Source organism: Yersinia proxima, from assembly GCF_902170785.1.
GTDB lineage: Bacteria > Pseudomonadota > Gammaproteobacteria > Enterobacterales > Enterobacteriaceae > Yersinia > Yersinia proxima.
Window position 1 is genome coordinate 12,818 of record NZ_CABHYG010000009.1, and the last position, 21,665, is coordinate 34,482.

Here is a 21,665-nt window from a genome sequence, read left to right on the forward strand (position 1 = left end):
GGAAGGATGTTTTATAAATATCACACTTTGAGATTTAACAGGCACTCGCCAGTGTGGCGGCTGAGGTAAGAGGCCTGCCTGTCCTTTTGGCAGGCCTTTATGCATCACAGATTAGAAAGCGTACTTAAATCCGACTGTTAGTGCTGTATCGCTATAACCTTTATCACCTATTTGCTGGGCAACGTTAGCCCATAAGTTAACGTGTTTAGTCAGTTGCCCTTCAGCCCCTAATTTCAACTCGCCAACGTTAGAATTACCCGCCTGCTGGATGACAACCCCATCCATTACGGTGCCAGCTTGCTCAGTGTTGTGCAGCCAGTTAGCTTCAACGTAGGTGGTAAACAATTTATCTTTGCCTTTATCCATATCGCTAACACTGTCACGAGAGAGCTTCACACCCAAACGGGTCTGGACATTGTTATTTCCGTTCGATGTCACATGAGTGCCATTGGTTTCGGTATGGTCATCAGCTTTGATGCCATTCCAGATAACCTGCGCCTGAGGTGTCACGAATACATCACCATTTTCACCATGATAAACCGGCATCCGATAACCGCTCTCTACTGATGCGCTCAGGCCATTGATATCATATTTCTCACCTGACAGTTGCTCACCGTCCACTTCCGCTTTCAGTTTACTGTATTGCAGCCAACTGTCGATGTACCATCCATTCAGGTTTTTTGCGTTTTGATACCAGGTGGCGTAAACCCCGCCGCTGTAGCCATCGACATTCCCTTTAGAGTGATAACCGGTTCTACCTGAGTCACTTTTGCTATCTGATTCACCATAACCCAGCATCAAACCAACCCCTAAGCGGTCTGTATCACCAAACTGCATCTGGGCAACTTCGCCCCCGCCCTGAATCACATAGCTATTCATTGAGGTTTTAATCTGGCCCGTTGCATCATTAAACTTGGTACGGTCACCTTGCTGACGTAGCCAGATACTGGAGTTTTCAGCATGCCCTGCACGGTCTTCCAGACGCAAATTAAACAATTTAGTTGCAGCCGCCATATTAGCGATATAACTGCCTGCTTCAGGGCGAACTGTCGCCGTGCGAGGTGTTGCGCCTCGACCTGAGGTATCCGTTGGATCTGGGATCGTGCGCGGATCAGTCGGTAAATTCGGATCAGTTGGCAACACTGGAATATTAGGATCAGTTGGTGCCTGCTGTACATAATCACTGGTTAAGTACCAGTTTTTTGCATTAGCGCCATCAATAGTGCTACCAGAACGAACAAAATAATCATAAGAACCGGCAACAATACGCTGACTATTAGCAAATGTTCCCTGCGAGTTACCATCAACCTGAACAATTTCAATGCCCTGAACCGTCTGTGCACCATGACCGCCGATATTATTAATCACAACATCGGTATGACCCGAAGTATCACCTCTTACCACCAGTTTGTCCGTGGCCGAAGTATCATCACCGAGTTCAGTATTCAGCATCAGTTGACTATTGCTACCGGCATAATCACCATTTATGGTCAAGGTTTTATAAACGCCCGCATTCGGTGTACTAAAGGCAAGCGTTGAATCATTCAGCGCCAGTGATGCAATATCTGAATCATCAATAACCTGCCACAGGCTGCCGCCGTTCATTGATACCGCACCGGTGCTATTTGCCGCGCCGGTCCAACTGGCATTATTGTCCATTGCCAGACTTGCGATATTACGCGCCGAACCATGCCAGCTCGCGTTGTTACCCAGCGTTACAGTAGTACTCCCAGCCGTTGTTGCCTGCATATCGCCATTTAGCACTGCACCGCTATCGGCGCTAAAGGCAACACTACCGGCGCTCAGCACATCAAGTAACACTCCATTGTCAGGTGTCACAACGACCCCATCGGTGAAAGCGATATGTGTATTCGCACTGGCAACCTGCACTGCAGCACCGCTACTCGTCAGCTCACCACCCGACATCTTAATATTGCTGTTGTCGCCATTAACTTCAGCGGAGATGCCCAAACTGTTACTGCCTTGTACCGCAATTTTGCTATTAATAAGGTCAATATCACTATTGAACACTGCCACCCCAATCGAATTTGCTCCCATCATGGTGATATCGGCATTGCTAATCTTGGTTACTGCCATTGGGAAAGCTGACACAACACCAATCGATTGATTACCGGTGGCCACAATCGTCAATCCATCAGCAGTGAGATTACCGCCCCCATTATATAATCCGTCAGAATGGTCCACTGCGGTTAAAATGTGTAGGTTATTGATTGTGGCAGTGCTGCCAGCTTTGGTCATAAGACCCACTTTTTTGTAACCACGACTGGCGCTCGCTCCCATTATCGAAATGGTCGAATCACTCAGATTAAGCGTTGCATTACCACCACCGGTAAAGATGCCATATGCACTATCTGTGGCAGATGAATTGACGGTGATATGACTATCAGAAACAGTAAGATGGCCACCATTGAGAGCCCCAAGACCAAACCCACTTAAACCATTAAAATAGGTTCCGTCCTGCGGAATAATGAGTGAATTCGTTGGCGTATGACCATTAATGGTAATATTGCTGTTAGTCAAATTAGCGCTGGCACCACTCTGAGCTAGCACGCCGATGTCAGCGGAGTCGCCTTGTATCCTCAGGTTATCAAATACCGCACTGGCACCCGCCCCATCTACCAGAACCCCCGTCCAGGCATTCTGGTCACTATGTGTTCCATCAATATTGATAGTGATGCCGGAACCAAAGGTATCGCTCGGTGTATTGACCCCATTAACATAAATACCGGTTGCACCATTGTTGCTACCACCGGTATTGATGATCGTATTGCCGCCGAGTTTAACCAACCCACCGTTATCCATCCAGGCACCGCCTTGTGCACCATTAAGCAGCGTCATGCCATCAAGTGTTATTAACGAGCCCATACCGCTGGCATTTACAGCCACGGCATTCGCGCTAGTACCAGCCTCAACATCTGTGCCAGCAACAACTCCACCACCACTGGCCGAAATAGCATTACCGATTGCAATCTGAATGCTGTCTCCCGTTGGGATAGTGATATTTTGCCCTGCTACGGCAATAACTGGTGTTGATACCACCTGCGCAAATGCGAAAGAGGGTAAACATAAAATGGCTAAAATAGATTTTTTAAATTTCAAACGGTTTGCGTGCATAAGTTTATCTCAACGAGTAGAACAGCTATCATCATATTTCGGGCGTTATTATTTAAATAATTAACTTATGACGTTAATTATTATATTTCAGGAGTGTGTTACCGAGTAAATGCTATCACGCGGAATAAATAACAAAAAGGGGGTTTAATTCTAATTTTTGTAAAATGCAGCGACAAGAGAGACAAAATAGCATTATTTTGTCTCATTGCGATGGTTATTCCACCTTCAATTAAACGTGCGTAAAAAAACATGTAATTTAACAGTTGTTAATTAATAATTATAGATTTGTAAAATAAATGAATCATCAATAGATCCATGTCAAAAAAAACCAACAAAACACAATAAATTCAATTTAATCAGTTGGTTACTTGAATGAGAAATGAATAAATAAAATACTACAGTGATCTTATATTTATGTTTTTACACATGTTATTTATATTGTATTTAAAGAAGTAAAACCAACAATCTAAGAGTATCCTTATTTTCCCATTTCAAGTGGCATCATGTCGTTTAACAAAATAATTTAGAATAGGTAATAAATGAAATGCCATCATTTTTTTCGACATACTTTTTGTCATTTTAATAAAAATTAAAAAAAGATTAGTGATAAGGCTTCTGCCATTCTTTTCAGTTAGGAGAAGAGGACGTTATTTAAGAATTAATACCATATGCTTGTGAGTTAATTCTTAGATTGGCTATGGAATATATATTTTTAATGTCTATAACGTCACTCGGCTATTAAGAAAAAGAGTGTCATTATCGTCAGGTAAAAAATTAAAGCCGCGCAACTCACTTACGCAGCCTTAGTGCTGTTAGTGATGCAACATCTCGTGGACAATGTCACCTTTATCTAACGTTATCGGGTAAAAGGTTGGCCAGTTATCCATTTCTTTCAGCAGCTTCTCTTGTGATTCATTACTCATATAGATATGAAAATGCTGGGATTTCTGTGGCTCAATGATATGGTCACTGAATTGGACATATTTCGGGGCTTTGGAACTGGCATCTTTGCATTCATATAAATAGCGCACCCCCTTCTTCCCTGAATCATAGTGCATTATTTTAAAACCAGAGTAACTGTATTGGCAGGAGTTAACCGCTTCTGGGGTATGGAAATCAATAGTGTTGTTCTCAATACCAATCATCGTGATATCAGTTGCATAGCCTTTTTTATAATATTCTCGGTACTCCTCAAGGGTTTTATTTTTGTTTTTTTTGGCTTTATCTGCCAGCACTGGATCCAGATCACCTTGTAACAGATAGGGATTAACCGATTGCCATACACCATCCCAATCACTGAGTGGCCGATCTTTAACGTCTTTATCTGCAAAGATACCTTCACTTGCTTTCCGTGCTGCTTCAGATTGTTGATGCTCATGGCTATGACTATGACTATGTTTGCCATGAGCAAATGAATTCAAACTGGTCAAGGACACACAAACACTAAGTGCAACGATGGATAGGTGGTGCAATTTCTTTGGCATGAACAACTCCTATTGATTGATTAAAATGTAATGTTATATTATTACAATGTCATCAATCAACAGGTTTTACCCCTCATTAACGCACTACACCTTTGTAGCCTCGTGTCGCACCATCCTTGTGCGCAGAAACTGTGATCTTTTGTCTATCCCCCACGAGAGACAACATCATTGAGGCTTGTCAGCAATGTGAATGGTTAGTTTTTATCGTTCGGGAAATAAATCAACCCATAATAAACAGCTATCAGGAAGTAGTGGCTGTAATTGACCACCTTTAATGGCTGGTAACCACCAACATCCTTGCGAAGCACTAAGTTCATGCGTTTCTGTGTGGCTGATATGCCATTCCCCCTTTACGACATAGACTAATCCGCCATGTGAGACTGGAAGTTCTTGCGGTGAGCTAATAGATGTTACGCTAGCCTGCCAGCAACCTCGGCGAGTCATGATATTAAAATCCTGGCTGCTCCCCCCAAGTAAATGAGCATGGATGGGTATATCACCAGGGAAAGCAAAAGGCTGTAATGGGGTTGAAAGGGTATGGGCTTCCCAGTGAGGGCTGGAGAGCACTATCCCTTCACCTGAGAGCAATGTAATTGATCGGTCAATATCGGGGAATACTGAAAATGGGCCGTCTTGTTCAATCGTCGCAATACTGGCACGCCAGGCAAAGTCATCCCCCCCGACTGGCCAACATGCAATTTCGCGGGTTTCACCTCCACCATTTCGCCAACGGCTAACCGGTAAACTGGCAAAATCAAAAACGGTAAAGCTCATCAGACCTCCTGTTGACAGGCTTTTAGTACCGCCAGAAAAGCCTGCGCAGCTTGCTGTTGCATGGGATGATATCTATCCACTATTACCGCGTTGCCCGCCACATAAACATCCCGAATTTGCGATTTATCCCCCGCAAATAACCATCGATTTAATAAAGAAGCAGATTCTGTACCACCAATATAAGGATCATCGCCATCCAAAACTAACCAGTCGGCACGATAACCTTCTGCTATCTGACCAATATTACTGCCGCAAACTTGCTGTCCTCCGGCTAAAGCCTGGGTATAAAGTAAATCGGCAACCGCAGGATACTTTTCATTAGTCAGGCGATTACGATGCTGATCACGCAAGCGCTGCCCATATTCTAACCAACGTAATTCCTCCACTACACTCAAAGAAACATGGCTATCGGAGCCTATCCCCCAGCGACCATGATGTTGTAAATAATCTACTGCCGGGAAAATGCCATCCCCCAAATTGGCTTCCGTTGTTGGGCATAATCCGGCTACCGCCTGACTTTTAGCCAATCGAACAAGTTCTGACTCATCCAAGTGTGTGGCATGAACCAGGCACCAACGACTGTCGACAGGCACATGATCATACAACCACTCCACGGGCCGTTGCCCACTCCAGGCAAGACAATCGTTAACCTCTTTTTGCTGTTCAGCAATATGGATATGAACTGGCAACTGTTTATCCGATGCCTGCAATATCTCCTGCATTTGACTTAACTCAACAGCGCGTAATGAATGAAAGCACAAGCCTTGATTTTGTAGGGGCTGATTCGCCAGTTGTTTAGTGATAACTTGCTGCTGCTTGAGATAGCTTTCTGTGTTTTGAATAAAACGGCGCTGCCCTTGTTGAGCGGGTTGACCACCGAATCCAGCGTAACTGTACAATACCGGTAATAAGGTCATCCCTATTCCGACCTCTTGCGCCGCCTGGCTTAGGTGTAGTGTCATCTCCCCCGGATCACTATATGGATTACCGTCAGGACTATGATGCAAATAATGGAATTCTGCGACTTGGGTATAGCCACCTTTTAACATTTCGATATACAACTGACGAGCAATCACACCGACGTGCTCTGGCGTCAATTGCTGAACTAATCGATACATCAAATCTCGCCATGTCCAAAAACTGTCCTGCGGGTTGCCAGCAATCTCAGCTAACCCGGACATCATGCGCTGAAAAGCATGAGAATGCAGATTAGGCATGCCGGGCACTATCGGCCCCGAGAGAATTTGGCAATCCGTACTGCTGCTGCCCGCCATAATGCGCTGAATGTTGCCCTGTTCATTGACAGTTATCTGTACGTCATTTGCCCATCCATCAGGTAAAAAAGCACGTTTGGTAAAATAAACTGGCATAGCGATATCCCAATATTCTGTTCAGAGTCAAACGCGCTGAGCAGCAGCTGCGTCAATTAATTAAATTACTAACTTGTATATACATATACACACGCTAAATTCAACCGTAGACTTAGCGTATATATTCTAATCTGACGAGGTTAACGTCGTGGCGGAACAACAAACGACCTTACAATTAAGTCCCGCAATGGACGATACTCCTGCCCCTATTTATCAACGCGTTAAATTGGCTATCATTCGCCAAATTAGAACTGGGGTCTGGCAGCCTCACCAACGTGTGCCATCAGAGAGTGAGCTCGTTGCCGAGTTAGGGGTCAGTCGTATGACCATCAACCGGGCGTTGCGTGAGCTTACCAGTGAAGGTTTTTTGATCCGCATGCAAGGCGTAGGAACCTTTGTTGCTGAAGCAAAAGCACATAGTGCCTTACTGGAAGTTCATAATATTGCTGACGAAATCACTGCACGTGGTCATCACCATAGTAGTAAAATTTTGCAGTTAGAGGCACGGCCAGCCAGTTCTGAAGAAGCGATTGCTTTAGGCATTCAGCCGGGCCAGCAACTGTTCTACTCGCAAATTGTTCATTACGAGAATAATGTTCCCATTCAGGTCGAAAATCGCTGTGTCAATCCCAGCACCGCACCCGATTATATGAAGCAGGATTTCAACCAAATCACCCCTTACAGTTACCTCACCCAAGCCGCCCCGCTGACTGAAGGTGAACATATTGTTGAAGCTGTTATCCCAAATCCACTTGAGCGACAATTGTTACAATTAGATGAGCATGAACCATGCCTACTGATTCGCCGTAGAACCTGGTATGGCAAAGCCATCGTGACCGCCGCTCAACTGCTTTATCCCGGTTCTCGCTATCAACTCTATGGCCGTTTTACCCCACAAGGCACCGTCACGTCCTGATCAATTTTTTTTCTCTGCGAGAAGTGCGAAGTGTTACGCAATTGTTTAAATCCCTATCTTGCCGATAGTGAATTTATGCGCTAGGTTGTCCATAATTGTATATACAACTTAATTTTGTACGTCTTAGGGAGTCAGATGGTGTCAACAATTCACTGCGACAGTTTGTGGTACGGTGCCGATATCGTGACCATGCGTGGAGGCAAGTATCACCTGATCCAGCAAGGAGCAATGGCGATAACTAACGGTAAAATAGTCTGGATCGGGCCATATAATGAATTACCCAAATTCAGCGCTTCACGCGAGGTCATCTACTCAGGTGGTCTTATCACTCCCGGGTTAATTGATTGCCATACCCATTTGGTGTTTGGTGGCGATCGAAGTGCCGAGTTCGAACAACGTCTTAATGGTGTGAGCTATGCAGAAATTGCCGCCAATGGCGGCGGTATCGTGTCGACAGTCAGAGCGACACGAAGCACCAGTGAACAGCAATTACTGGAACAAGCATTGTTTCGTTTACAGCCCCTACTCGCTGAAGGTGTGACCTGTATTGAAATTAAATCGGGTTATGGCCTTAGCCTTGAGAGTGAAATGAAAATGCTCCGCGTGGCTCGTCAGTTAGGTGAGTTATTGCCTGTCACAGTTAAAACAACCTGCCTTGCTGCTCATGCGTTACCACCCGAGTTTGCTGGTCGGGCTGATGATTATATTGATTTTGTTTGTGACACCATTATTCCCCAGGTTGCAAAAGAAAAGCTCGCTGATGCTGTTGATGCTTTTTGTGAACATCTGGCGTTTTCACCTGCACAAGTTGAGCGTGTATTCTTAGCGGCACAACAAGCCGGGTTACCAGTAAAACTGCATGCAGAACAACTTTCTTCGCTCAATGGCAGCACGTTGGCTGCCAAATTTAATGCCATGTCAGCTGATCACCTCGAATACGCAACGGAGTCAGATGTTAGAGCAATGGCAGATGCGGGTACTGTCGCGGTATTGTTACCGGGGGCTTATTATTTATTGCGAGAAACGCAATGCCCGCCAATTGAACTATTTCGCCAATATAACGTGCCGATGGCGTTAGCCAGTGATGCCAATCCGGGGACATCCCCAGCACTCTCACTCCGACTGATGCTCAATATGGCATGCACCTTGTTCCGAATGACTCCGGAAGAAGCACTCGCCGGTGTCACTTGCCATGCGGCTCAGGCTCTGGGGTTGCAAGAAACTCAAGGAACACTGGAAACTGGTAAATTAGCAAATTGGGTTCATTGGCCATTATCGCGCCCAGCGGAACTGGCATACTGGCTCGGCGGTCAATTACCTGTATCTGTCGTTTTCCAAGGAGAAGCTCGCCCATGAATCTGCTTGATCCGTTGAGTTTCCAGATGGGGAAACTGCCTTTACTTATCAGCATCCCCCATGCAGGTACACGGCTGACTCCCGTCGTTGAGACTGGCCTGACGGAAGCTGCCCGACCGCTTTCAGATACCGACTGGCATATTCCTCGCCTCTATGATTTTGCCCATAATATTGGTGCAAGCATGGTTGTCGGTAATTATTCCCGCTTGGTGGTAGACCTGAACCGTCCAGAAGATGATCAGCCGCTGTATACCACCGCAACTACTGGTTTATTCCCGGAAACACTGTTCGATGGCCGCCCCTGTTTTGTGCCAGGCAAAACGCCGTCTCCTCAAGAACGTCAATCCTACTTGTTACACATTTGGCGGCCTTACCACCAGCAAATTCAGCTCGAATTGATGCGGCTTAAAGCCAAATTCGGTTATGCATTGCTGCTTGATGCCCATTCGATTGCCTCCGTAATCCCGAGGTTGTTTGATGGGCAACTGCCAGACTTGAATTTTGGGACCAATAGTGGTGCCAGTTGTGCGCCATCGCTAAGCTCGCTATTGATAGCGTGTTGCGAACGTCAATCTGCATTTAGTCATATATTAAATGGCCGCTTTAAAGGTGGTTACATAACTAGAGCGTATGGTTCACCACCGAGCCATCAACATGCGGTGCAACTTGAGTTATCACAGTTAAACTACATGTCTGAGACTGAACCCTATTCTTATCTGCCAGAACGGGCTGTACACTTACAACAGTTACTCCAGCAGCTGGTTAATACGATGCTGAAATGGGGTGAACAACAGTATCAGCGTTAATTTAACGTAATACTTTCTTAGCTAACGTTTAATGGCTTTAAATGCAAAAAAGGCAGGGATAACCCCGCCTTTTTATTCACCTATTTCCGACACAGAAAAGGGTAATCTTTACTGAATTAACTTAGAAACGATAAGTCAGGTTAACCGCAACAGTATCGTCGGTGCCGAGACCCAGCGGGTTGTTTTCATCCAGCAAGTTAATTTGGTAGTCAACATAGGTAAACATGTTTTTATTGATGTAGTAAGTCACACCAATTTCAGCATATTTCAGCAAGTCAGCACTGCCGACTGCATCCAGGTCTTTACCTTTAGACTGAACATAAGCGATAGATGGGCGAATGCCATTTTCGAATTGATATTGAGCAACCAATTCTACGTTCTGGGTTTTGTTCGCGATCAGTGCTTTGTATGGTGTCATATTCAGCGTTTCGCCGTACATAGCTGCGATGTAAACCTGGTTTGCATCATATTTTAGCGCAGTAGCCCAGGCTTGAGCTTTATCACCGGTAGCACTGTTAGCCAGATTCTTCTGACCCAAGGTACGGTTAGAATTAGAGTATGCTGCTACGAAGCCAACGCCGCTGCCTTCGATGTCTTGATAATCAACAGACAAACCATAACCGTCACCGTTAGCTTTCTGAATTGCGCGCTCATTCTTGGTGGTATCACCGTCATCATTGCGACCCTGATACTGAGCAGCAACATTCAGGCCTTTGACCAGACCGAAGAAGTCAGAGTTACGGTAAGTTGCCAGACCGGTTGAACGACCGGTCATGTAGTTATCAGTGTAAGCAATTGAGTCGCCACCGAACTCAGGTAGCATGTCGGTATAAGCCAATGCGTCGTACACTACGCCATAGTTACGGCCATAATCGAAAGAGCCAAATTCAGCAAATTTCAAACCGGCAAAACCTAAACGGGTTTTATTGCCTTTGTCGCCCTGAGATTCAGCATTTTTAGCGGCAACGTTATATTCCCACTGGCCGTAACCGGTCAGTTGGCTATTAATCTGTGTTTCACCTTTAAAACCAAAACGCACATAAGTATCGTCGGCATTATTATGATTTGTGAAAATGTATTTAGCGGCTACGCGGCCATAAAGATCCAGTTTATTGCCGTCTTTATTATAGATTTCTGCTGCGTTTGAGAGAGTAGGAACCATACTCAAGGTGACCGCTAAGGCCAGCACACTGCGCTTCATCATTATTTTTCCTTTAAATTTTAATAAAATTAACCCGCGGACTAAATTAGTTATTTAGCCTCATAAAAGTTAACTTTTAATTTTTTATAGTTACCTGTCTTTGTAAAGCGAAGAGACATTATCACTAAGCACGAAAAGTTAAAACGGTAAAATTGAAGATATATAGGTATAAACAGGTAATCAATTGTAACAAAATGTTTTTAATGGAACTTTCCATAACTCGTTGATTAACTGTATTTTTAGGTAATTAGATATAACCAAAACAGTGCAGTAGCACCATTTCAGTGCAAAGTCATTTCAATTTGTTTCTTTTTTGTTCTTTTGAGTCGTTAGATTTGTAAAATGGAGCGGATATCACACTTATAATCTATTTTTTATATATCCAAAGTCATTTATCGGCTATTTAAAATACAAATAATTGGGGGTGAATATCCTATTTGGTGCAACGAAGAAAAGAGCAAAGTATAAATAGCATTGATAGGATTATAAAAAGTGTGGACTTAGGGTGTTATTAATTAGGTAGGCTTTATCTAGTGACAGGAAAGTTATATAAGTTTAATAAGATAATCTCTTATTTAATGAAAGAGAAATGAGTTATTGATGTTGCAAAATCACTTTTTTACATACCAAAAAAGATATACCTCTTTAAATTTAGCTTAAGTAAAACGCCCTGTGGTGATATTAACTTACGTTACTATCTTAGGATATAGCCTTACTTATACTTGCGGTATCTCATTCTCATCCATTTGCACTAGCATGATGCCTGCACGCAATCCCAACGCAACTCGCGGATTGGGGAATAAGATCCATTCATATTCATGCTCAACGCGATAATGCTCATTAGGTTGTTCTGTCATCAATGTTCCTTGCGGATAGCGAGTGAAATTGACTGTGTCATCTGCCACCCACAGTTTAAAATCAGCATGTTGCTTCAGGAGTGATTTCACGACGCGATAATATATCATTGCCTCGGTAGACCGAGCAGGCAGTTGCCCTCCACTGGCTAATGCACGCAAGCCCGCAGTGATCGCACTAAACTGTTCAAGCTGATTTTGCCCAAAGGGTAACGCTTTACCCAATTCCAACGTGCAACTGGCCGCCTGACAGAACTCACTACTGAAGTGGGCAAAAGTTCCTCCCGCTGCGGTATGCATCACTAATGCATCTAGCTCACACTCTTTTAGCCAACGTAACATTGTCGCGCAGTAAGGCGACGTCCTGTAGGGTAACAAGCCAAATCGGTTATGATGTGAACCCCGAATTGCCGTATGTAAATCATAATGTAAGCGTAAAGATTGTGGGTCAGCTGCAAAAAACTCTCCGACTTTTTGTTCGAGAATTTCGGCCCGTCTTGCCTCATCTGCGGGTAAATGATTTTTATGACGACCACCAAACATGCGATTGATATCGGCGGTGAGGTAACGCTCTCCTGCTCTGATAGCGGGCGGATTACCTAATATCACTAACAAACGCACTGCTAATGGCAGTTGGCTAGCTAATAGATCAGAGACTAATTGGTTTAGAATCTCAATCGGAGCTGTTTCATTTCCATGGATACCTGCCGATAACACCACTGATTGCGAACAGGCTCTGTGGGGGGTGAGCATCAACACCCCTTCATCCAGCCATTGCCATTTAAGGTTTGATGTTGCGCCGCTAGTGAGTGGCGGTGGAGCCCCCGCCAGGGTGATTGACAGAAAATCTGGCATCATCGTCCCTTCCCTTTGCTTATCTTTTTTCATGGCTCATGCCGTTCGATTTTTGATATTTCGATTAAGGATGTTGGAACGGGTATATCGAACCCAGGTTGAGTATCTTGGTCAATTCATCCAATGCTTGCCGCCCTTCTTGTAACAACTGTGGGTCAGCCAAATCTTTAAATTGCAAACGGTCGCGATAGTGCTGATCGATCCAATTATTCAGCGTAACAAACAGAGCGGGAGTCATCATCACTCTGCTGTTTACTGCCGCTAACTCAGTGTCATTAAGCGCAACACGTAGCCGTAAGCAAGCCGGGCCACCACCATTGTGCATACTTTCGCGCAGGTCAAAAACCCTGACCTCATCAATCGGGCCACCGCTGATGATCAATTCAGACAGATACTCCCACACTGTGGGACATTCCTGGGATTCTTGTGGAATCACCAGCAACATCTTGCCATTGGGTTTACTCAGTAACTGGCTGTTAAACAGATAGCTCGATACCGCTTGCGCGACAGAAACTTGTGCTGCGGGCACTTCAATGGTGAACAGTTGTTGCTCAATTCGCCCCATTTTACGACGTAAATCGTCCATTACTCGGATATCAGGTACGAAGGCATGTTGATGGTGGAATAACACGTTTTGATTGCTGACCGCGATAACATCATTATGGAACACCCCTTGGTCGATCACCGCCGGATTTTGTTGCATAAAAACAACGCGTTCAGGGTCTAACAAGTGCAAACGTGCCACGGCTTCGCTGGCTTCCAATGTTTGGCGCGCAGGATATCGGCTGGGCATCACCCCGCTTTCAAGCCCTTGACGGCCATAAACAAATACCTGAATCGCCGGGCGGTCATACTCTCCCCCCAGGCGATTATGATTAGCTGCGCCCTCATCGCCAAATAACTCAACGGAAGGCAATGCATCGTGGTGAACAAAGTGACGATGATTATTAAAAATGCTTTTTAATATTGCTGAAGTTGTATCTGCCTCGATGGCGCGATGAAATTTATTATTCAAATTTGCAACGGTAAAATGAACTCGCCCGTCAGCGCTGTCCGAGGCAGGTGATACTGTTGCCGCATTAGCTGTCCACATTGATGAGGCGGAGCTGACCGCCGATAATAGCCGCGGCGATTTGCGCGCCACTTCACTTAATACTTGTTCATCTGAGCCGCTAAAACCCAACTGGCGTAAAACCCCCATCGCTGGGCGCTCCTGTGGTGGCAAAATCCCCTGCTTGTAGCCTAAATCGGCCAGCGCTTTCATTTTTAGCAGGCCCTGTTTTGCAGCCAGCCGTGGGTTGGAGAGCGTATTTTGATGCCTGGTAGAGGCCTCATTGCCAAAAGACAATCCGGCATAGTGATGTGTCAGCCCAACCAATCCATCGAAATTAACTTCATATCCTGCCATCGTATTCTCCGTCCACACCTATGAGTTAATCAGGGAAATGGGCTAATCGGGTAAGTCGAATGAAATGCCGGGCGACAGTGTCGCCGGCAGTGTCAGGCTTTCACTTTCGAGTGATGCCATGGGCCAGGCACAATAATCTGCGGCATAAAATGCACTTGGTCGATGATTACCTGAAGCCCCAACCCCACCAAATGGAGCCGCACTGGAGGCTCCGGTCAAAGGTTTATTCCAGTTAACAATACCTGCACGGGCTTCCAATAGCAGTTGTTCAAACTGTTGCCTGTCTTCTGAAACCAGGCCGATGGCTAAACCAAATCGGGTTTGATTGGCTATTTTTAGTGCCAGGTTAAAATCGCTATAGCGAATAACACTCACCAGTGGGCCAAAATACTCTTCATCAGGAACCTCGCTGATACCGGTAATATCAATGATACCGGGAGTCAAAACCGCACTTTGGCTGTCAGGTCGGGTCATGGTTAATAAGGCTTCCCCCCCTAATGACAACAAATGTTGCTGTGCTGCCAGCATTTTTTCAGCCGCTTGAGATGAAATCACCGCCCCCATAAAAGGAGCCGGTTGGCTATCCCAGCGCCCAATACGGAGCGCTTTACTCACTGCAACAAAACGTTGTAAAAACGCATCGCCTTCAGCGCCACTCTTGATCAACAAGCGGCGCGAGCAGGTACAACGCTGACCAGCAGAGATAAAAGCCGACTGAATCGCGAGGTTTACCGCTGCATCACAGTCTTTGACCTGCTCAACAATCAGGGCATTATTCCCCCCCATCTCCAACGCCAGAATTTTCTCTGGTTGCCCCGCCAGTTGCCGGTGTAAGTGGTAACCGGTATTGGCACTGCCGGTAAACAGTAAACCATCAATATCAGGTTGAGCCGCCAGCGCTTCGCCAGTGTCACGTCCACCCTGAACTAAATTGAGTACGCCATCAGGAATGCCTGCCAATTGCCATAACTTGACAGTTTCTTCTGCCGTTACCGGGGTCAATTCACTGGGTTTGAACACCACGGTATTGCCCGCTAACAAGGCAGGAACAATATGTCCATTGGGGAGATGTCCGGGAAAGTTATAAGGGCCAAAAACCGCCAACACGCCATGTGGCCGGTGCCGTAGCACTGAAATAGCATCTGCCATCGGCGCTTGACTGCTGCCGGTTCGGGTTTGATAGGCTTGCAACGAAATCGCCACTTTGCCCACCATAGCCTGAATTTCTGTTAGCGTTTCCCAGTGCGGTTTACTGGTTTCCAGACTTATCGTTCGCGCCAATTGCTGCTTATGTTGTTCGAGTAATACGGCAAAACGCTGAATAATCGCCACTCGCTGTTCCAGTGGTGTTCGCGCCCATGTGGGGAAAGCATCACGCGCGGCGCGACAAGCTGCGGCGACATCTGCGCTATCGGCGGCACGCGCTTGCCACAATAATTGCTGACCCATAGGGTCATGTTTATCGAAATGGGCACCTTTACCGGTGCGCCACTCCCCCTGAATAAACAGTGCAGGATGGGTCATTTTCTTGTCTCCGGAGCAAAAAGGCTGATTATCCGAACCGAATCACCCGTCACCACACCCAGTGCCGCTGCATTGTCAGTGGTTAAATGCAGAAATTCGTCTGATAGATGGGTGTTAATTAATATGGAACGAAACTCTTGGTAACGGTCATTGGCCACTAAATAAGCGCTGCCACTTGGGTCAATATCAATATCATCAATAACCACTTTTCGCTGGCTGCTATCGCGCACCGCCCGCACTTCGTCGGTGTTGGCTTCCAAAGTCGGCCCACCATCAAAAATATCGACATATCCCTGATATTGCAGGCCTTCAGTCTCCAGAACCGCGCGAGCAGGTGCAGTGTGAGGATGAACCTGGCCTATCACCGCACGGGCTTCTTCTGCCAAAAAATCCACATACAGCGGGTGTTTCGGCATCAATTCGGCAATAAACGCTTTTTGCCCCGTTCCACTCAGGTAATCGGCTTTTGCAAATTCGATAGCGAAAAAGTGACGACCGACATTTTCCCAAAATGGTGAACGGCCTTGTTCATCGGTGTAACCGCGCATCTCAGCAATCAATTTGCGCGAGAAGTGCTGGCGAAATGCGGCGATAAATAGAAAACGAACTTTCGATAAGAAGGGGCCGTTTTTATCTTTACGATATTCAGGGTCAAGAAACAGTGTGCAGAGTTCGCTATAACCAGTGTGATCATTGCTCAAAAATAGCGTCGGCACTGATTTGTACACATTGAGGGTTTTAGAGGCATGAACTAATGTCCCCACACGGAAGTTATACCAAGGGTCATTCATTCCCACAGCCACTTCTATCGCACTGACGCCCACGACTTTCTCTCGCTCAGTGTCTTCTAATACGAACAGGTAACCTTGCTCACCCGCAGCCAAAGAGCCTTGCCAGGTATTTAATGCGCGCTCAATTCTGGCGGCGAGGTGTTGCTCATTTTGTGGCAGTGAGGTCATACCAACGCCAGTTTTCCCAGCCAACTCCAGAATATCGGCTAAATCACGGCGTTCTACCGGGCGAACTCTCATCATATTCAAGGTCCTTGCTGACTGCCGATGTGTTACGGCTTATATGTTACGACTTAGCCTTACGACAGACCTGCTCAATACCCATAGCAAGTCGGGCCAAGCCCTCTTTAATATCGTGCTGGGAAATAATCAGTGATGGCGCAAAGCGGACGACATCGGGGCCTGCAATTAAGGCGATTAATCCATGCTGGGCAGCGGCCTGAATGATATCTTTGGATTTGCCGGCATAATCACTGTTCAGCACACAGCCAATCAATAAACCGCGCCCGCGTATTTCGGCGAAAACTTTGTAACGCGCATTAATATCCGCCAAACCATCCAAAAACCATTGATGCCGCTCTTTCACGCCCGACAATACAGTTGGTGTATTGATGAGAGATAAAACGGTGCCTGCCACCGCACAAGCCAATGGGTTACCGCCGTAAGTTGTCCCGTGACTGCCGACATTCAGTGCGCTGGCATATTTTGTGGTCGTCAGCATGGCGGCTATCGGGAACCCGCCCCCAAGTGCTTTGGCGCTGGTCAGGACATCAGGGGTGACGCCATAGTGCATGTAGGCATACAACTCACCGGTACGACCAACACCGGTTTGTACTTCATCAAAAATCAGTACCGCATTATGGCGATCACACAATGCACGCAGGCCATGCAGGAACTCACTATCTGCGGGTAACACGCCCCCTTCCCCCTGAATCGGCTCGACAATCACCGCACAGGTTTGATCGGTAATAAGGGCTTCGGCAGAGGCCAGGTCATTGAAAATGCCGTGGCTAATCCCCCCCGGCAACGGAGCAAAATCCTGCGAGTACTTGGGCTGGCCTCCTGCCGAAACGGTGAACAGTGTCCGGCCATGAAAGGCATTTCTAAAGGCAACAATCTGGTTCTTTTCGCCCTGCTGTCCCGGCTTATTGGCAAAATTATCCAAGGCATATTTACGCGCCAATTTCAGTGCAGCTTCATTGGCTTCAGCGCCTGAATTACAGAAAAATACTTTTTCAGCGAAGGTGGCATCAATCAGTTGTTTTGCCAGCCGCAACACCGGTTCATTGGTATAACCATTGCCCAAATGCCATACTTTGTCTGCTTGCTCAATCAATGCAGCTTTTACGGCCGGATGCCCATGTCCTAAGGCATTGACGGCAATCCCACCCGCAAAATCGATATAAGATTTGCCCTGTTGATCCCACAGTGTCGCCCCTTCGCCTCGTACCACAATAAAGTCAGCTGGAGCATAAGTTGGGACGATCCATTCATCAAAAGACTGTCGGGTAACCGGGATTGGCTGTTCCATAATGGCCTCTTTAATCAGCGTAAATATGGGTTGAGAGACTTGTTGTTTGTGAGGCCTATGGTTTGAGAGGCTTATTGCCAGGAATCACCCTGCCGCCCAACAAAATCTCTTATTCTGTTAACAATGAAGAATGAAATATATTCACCTGATATAAAGTGTAGAGCAGCTTTCGTGCCACACCGTTCACAATGTGAATAAAATGTATAAATCTCATTAAAACAAAGTTTTACAATGCATAATTATGCAAAACACTCGCATTCATACGGTCTATTGACCATCAAAATGACCCATTAGAGGGGTTTAGCTCGAAATTGTATGCATTGGCAACCAATGTTGATTTTTGCTCTATCAGATCACACTTTTGCAACATAAAAACAACACTGGAGATTCTTCACGCCCTATAAATGAGCAGTCAATGCATCAATTGGGTGCATTTCTGCTACCGGGAAAGGGAGGATAAAAGGATGGACAAAGACGTTTATGCATAACAAGCGCAACAATAAGGCGGTTAGTTCAACAGCAGATCATGCGGTTATGGCTCCATTTTCTGGAGCCATCAGTATTAACCGATTTAAGGAGGGGAAATGACAGGATTAGCGCGAGCGGTTATCCACACCACTGGTCAATTGAGTTATCAGCATAGCCAGAATTCGGATGGCTTTTTCACTTTGCTCCGACCAGGCAAATGAAGCATTGAGGCGAAAACAGTGATCGAACTGATTGCCAGTGGTAAACATCCGTCCCGGCGCAATACTGACGCCCTGCGCCAATGCACGCCGGTATAATTCACTGGCATTAAATGGCGGTTCCAATTCCAGCCACAGGAAGTAGCCTCCAGATGGATGGCTGATTTTGACGTTCTTGGGAAAGTGCTCAACCACCGCCTGGCGTAGTGCGTTTAGCCGCTGCTCCATAATACGGCGCAACCGGCGCAGGTGAGTATCGTACCCTCCTTGACTAAGGTAATCAGCAATAGCTAACTGAGTCGGAACACTGGCCGAAACGGTACTCATTAGTTGCAAATGTTGCACCCGCTGTGCATGTTCTCCCGCCGCCACCCAACCGACTCGAAATCCCGGAGCCAGACATTTTGAAAAAGAGGAGCAATGCAGAATTTGGCGGTGCTGATCGAGTGCTTTGGCCGGCAAGGGGCGCTCAGCACCGAAGTACAACTCACCATAAACATCATCTTCAATTAACGAAATATTATTCTGTTGCAACAGCGCCACCAGCCGTTTTTTCTGAGGCCAGGACATGGTGCTACCAAGTGGATTCTGGAAGTGCGTCATCAGCCAACACGCCTTGATCGGATACTGGTTGATGACCTGTTCAAGAGCGTCAAGATCCATCCCATTTTGCGGGTGCGTGGTAATGGCAATAGCTTTTAAGCGCAGGCGCTCTATGGCCTGTAACGCACCATAAAACGCTGGCGATTCAATAACAACCCAATCGCCAGGCTGCGTCACCGCCTGCAAACTCAGGCTAAGGGACTCCATCGCACCGGCGGTAATCACAATTTCTTCGGGTGAAACATTCATCCCACTGGCGGCATAACGCTGAGCAATATTACGGCGCAAACTTTCATTACCCGGCGGCAAGTTTGTCACCGAGCTTTGCGGTGATATTTTACGCGCAACCCCCGCCAGAGCACGTGACAGGCGAGGTTGCAGCAATAAGCTCGGATCGGGGAATGCCGAGCCAAATGGCATGATGGCCGGATCTTTTCCCGCCTGTAATACATCAAAAATAAAAGTATTGATGTCTACTTGCTCGTCCAGATGCAGTTTTTTCCCCCGCTGAGGTTGCGGCAACTGGGTTGGACGCGAAGCAACATAATATCCCGATTGCGGGCGTGCCACGATCCATCCCTGGCTTTCCAGTAACTGATAGGACTGCACCACGGTCATTAAACTTAAACCCGATTGCCTGCAACTTTCCCGCAGCGACGGCAGTTTGTCACCCGCTTGCCAGACCTTGGATTGTATTTGCGCACGGATTTGTTGCGCTAACTGTTCATATCGCGTCATAAGCCAACTGTTATAGGTGATATTGAATTAATTGTCACTATTATAGCCACTTTAACTTATGGTTAACTAACTGCCAAGTTTACTCCGCGAAATAATTGCCCGTGGCGGTGTCACCCAATCGCCGCTGTGGCACGATTTCTTCTATAGTTTGATGAGGCAGTACCATGTTTTTAGCGAGGTCGCTATGTTTGGCTTAACCGCTCTCGAGTTGGCCAGAATCCAATTCGCTTTCACCATTTCGTTCCATATTATCTTCCCGGCCATCACTATAGGTCTTGCCAGTTTTCTGGCGGTACTCGAAGGTTTATGGCTAAAAACCAAAAATGAAGATTACCGCGACCTCTACCATTTCTGGTCAAAAATCTTTGCCGTCAACTTTGGTATGGGCGTGGTATCCGGCCTGGTTATGGCCTACCAATTTGGTACCAACTGGAGCTTTTTCTCTGAATTTGCTGGCAGCATCACTGGCCCGCTGCTGACTTATGAAGTCTTGACCGCCTTCTTCCTCGAAGCCGGTTTCTTGGGTGTGATGCTATTTGGCTGGAATCGTGTTGGCCCCGGCTTGCACTTCTTTGCCACCTGCATGGTGGCATTGGGAACACTCATGTCAACCTTCTGGATTCTGGCCTCTAATAGCTGGATGCAGACACCACAAGGTTTTGAAGTCATTAATGGGCAAGTGGTGCCAGTTGACTGGCTAAAAGTGATCTTTAACCCCTCATTCCCCTATCGCCTGTTGCACATGTCAACCGCCGCTTTCCTGGCCTCAGCCTTCTTTGTCGGCGCCTCTGCCGCCTGGCATTTACTGCGTAAACGCGATACTCCGGCGATGCGAAAAATGCTGTCGATGGCGATGTGGATGGCATTGATTGTCGCCCCTCTTCAGGCAGTTATTGGCGATGCCCACGGCCTGAATACGCTGGAACATCAGCCAGCTAAAATTGCGGCCATTGAGGGCCACTGGGAAAATAAACCGGGCGAACCCACACCGCTGATTCTGTTTGGCTGGCCAGATATGAAGCAAGAAAAAACCCGTTTCGCACTGGAGATCCCCTATTTAGGCAGCCTTATCCTGACTCACAGCCTGGATAAGCAGATCCCAGCACTGAAATCTTTTCCACCCGAAGATCGCCCTAACTCAACCATCGTGTTTTGGTCTTTCCGCATTATGGTCGGATTAGGCATGTTGATGATTTTGGCCGGTTTTTGGAGTTTATGGCTGCGTTGGCGTGGCGGTTTGTATCAGTCTCGTCCCTTCCTTTATTTTGTGTTGTGGATGGGGCCATCAGGGTTGATTGCCATTCTGGCGGGGTGGTTTACCACCGAAGTGGGTCGCCAGCCGTGGATTGTCTATGGCTTGCAACGCACCAGTGACGCAGTGTCGTCCCACGGTGAAATGCATATGAGCATCAGCTTGCTGATATTTATCCTGGTGTATGGCTCAGTCTTTGGTGTGGGTTACGCCTATATGATGCGGCTTATCCGCAAAGGGCCAATCGCCCATGAAGGTCGCCAACAAGATAGCGGCGGGCCCGGCCAACACGCAACACCTGCCAGACCACTGTCGGCAGTCAGCGACGCCAATGCTGATAGCGGCGTCTTGACCACTGACAATAACCAAAACAGGAGCTAA

At 46.7% G+C, this 21,665-nt stretch carries 15 protein-coding genes; 4 read left to right on the plus strand and 11 right to left on the minus strand.

Annotated elements, in window-relative coordinates; all coding sequences use genetic code 11:
• Nucleotides 1-111: 111 nt before the first annotated feature.
• From FTB31_RS06730 to FTB31_RS06745, 4 genes are all read right to left on the minus strand, one after another.
• The gene (locus FTB31_RS06730) at nt 112-3,135 is read right to left on the minus strand and encodes an autotransporter outer membrane beta-barrel domain-containing protein (RefSeq protein WP_227731237.1); all 3,024 of its coding nucleotides are present in this window, start codon (nt 3,133-3,135) and stop codon (nt 112-114) included.
• 812 nt (nt 3,136-3,947) lie between these two features.
• The gene (gene zinT / locus FTB31_RS06735; protein WP_050075442.1) at nt 3,948-4,619 is read right to left on the minus strand and encodes a metal-binding protein ZinT; all 672 of its coding nucleotides are present in this window, start codon (nt 4,617-4,619) and stop codon (nt 3,948-3,950) included.
• A 201-nt stretch (nt 4,620-4,820) separates the two neighbouring features.
• Nucleotides 4,821-5,393 carry a HutD/Ves family protein gene (locus tag FTB31_RS06740; protein WP_050075441.1) on the minus strand — a complete coding sequence of 191 codons (573 nt, stop codon included), beginning with the start codon at nt 5,391-5,393 and terminating at the stop codon, nt 4,821-4,823.
• The gene (locus FTB31_RS06745) at nt 5,393-6,763 is read right to left on the minus strand and encodes a formimidoylglutamate deiminase (protein WP_050075440.1); all 1,371 of its coding nucleotides are present in this window, start codon (nt 6,761-6,763) and stop codon (nt 5,393-5,395) included. Before FTB31_RS06745 ends, FTB31_RS06740 begins: the two co-directional genes overlap by 1 nt.
• Nucleotides 6,764-6,911: 148 nt before the next feature.
• Between FTB31_RS06745 and hutC the strand changes: the two genes are divergently transcribed.
• From hutC to hutG, 3 genes are all read left to right on the plus strand, one after another.
• Complete coding sequence (hutC, locus tag FTB31_RS06750) at nt 6,912-7,679, plus strand: histidine utilization repressor (RefSeq protein ID WP_050075439.1); 768 nt, start codon at nt 6,912-6,914, stop codon at nt 7,677-7,679.
• A 135-nt stretch (nt 7,680-7,814) separates the two neighbouring features.
• Nucleotides 7,815-9,035 carry an imidazolonepropionase gene (hutI, locus tag FTB31_RS06755; RefSeq protein ID WP_077175426.1) on the plus strand — a complete coding sequence of 407 codons (1,221 nt, stop codon included), beginning with the start codon at nt 7,815-7,817 and terminating at the stop codon, nt 9,033-9,035.
• Complete coding sequence (gene hutG, locus FTB31_RS06760) at nt 9,032-9,841, plus strand: N-formylglutamate deformylase (protein ID WP_077175427.1); 810 nt, start codon at nt 9,032-9,034, stop codon at nt 9,839-9,841. Before hutI ends, hutG begins: the two co-directional genes overlap by 4 nt.
• A gap of 121 nt (nt 9,842-9,962) precedes the next feature.
• Here the strand turns inward: hutG and FTB31_RS06765 are convergent, their stop codons facing one another.
• The 7 genes from FTB31_RS06765 to FTB31_RS06795 all read right to left on the minus strand — a co-directional run bounded on the left by FTB31_RS06765 (nt 9,963) and on the right by FTB31_RS06795 (nt 20,032).
• Nucleotides 9,963-11,045: a porin gene (locus FTB31_RS06765; RefSeq protein ID WP_019079224.1), complete on the minus strand. Its 1,083-nt coding sequence runs from the start codon at nt 11,043-11,045 to the stop codon at nt 9,963-9,965.
• A gap of 713 nt (nt 11,046-11,758) precedes the next feature.
• Nucleotides 11,759-12,751 carry a succinylglutamate desuccinylase gene (gene astE, locus FTB31_RS06770; protein WP_077175457.1) on the minus strand — a complete coding sequence of 331 codons (993 nt, stop codon included), beginning with the start codon at nt 12,749-12,751 and terminating at the stop codon, nt 11,759-11,761.
• Between the two features lie 64 nt (nt 12,752-12,815).
• Nucleotides 12,816-14,159 (minus strand): N-succinylarginine dihydrolase, encoded by a 1,344-nt coding sequence (astB, locus tag FTB31_RS06775; protein WP_050075436.1) that lies wholly within the window; start codon nt 14,157-14,159, stop codon nt 12,816-12,818.
• 42 nt (nt 14,160-14,201) lie between these two features.
• Nucleotides 14,202-15,683, minus strand: a complete 1,482-nt coding sequence (astD, locus tag FTB31_RS06780; RefSeq protein WP_227731238.1) for a succinylglutamate-semialdehyde dehydrogenase — start codon at nt 15,681-15,683, stop codon at nt 14,202-14,204.
• Entirely contained in the window at nt 15,680-16,717 is a 1,038-nt protein-coding gene (gene astA, locus FTB31_RS06785) for an arginine N-succinyltransferase (RefSeq protein ID WP_050075434.1), read from the minus strand. The genes astD and astA overlap by 4 nt, the downstream gene beginning before the upstream one ends.
• Nucleotides 16,718-16,760: 43 nt before the next feature.
• A complete protein-coding gene (locus tag FTB31_RS06790; RefSeq protein WP_077175429.1) occupies nt 16,761-18,005 on the minus strand; it encodes an aspartate aminotransferase family protein in 1,245 nt (414 codons plus the stop codon).
• A gap of 593 nt (nt 18,006-18,598) precedes the next feature.
• Complete coding sequence (locus tag FTB31_RS06795) at nt 18,599-20,032, minus strand: aminotransferase-like domain-containing protein (protein ID WP_050075432.1); 1,434 nt, start codon at nt 20,030-20,032, stop codon at nt 18,599-18,601.
• Between the two features lie 184 nt (nt 20,033-20,216).
• Between FTB31_RS06795 and FTB31_RS06800 the strand changes: the two genes are divergently transcribed.
• On the plus strand, nt 20,217-21,665 hold the full coding sequence (locus tag FTB31_RS06800) for a cytochrome ubiquinol oxidase subunit I (RefSeq protein WP_227731239.1): 1,449 nt from the start codon (nt 20,217-20,219) through the stop codon (nt 21,663-21,665).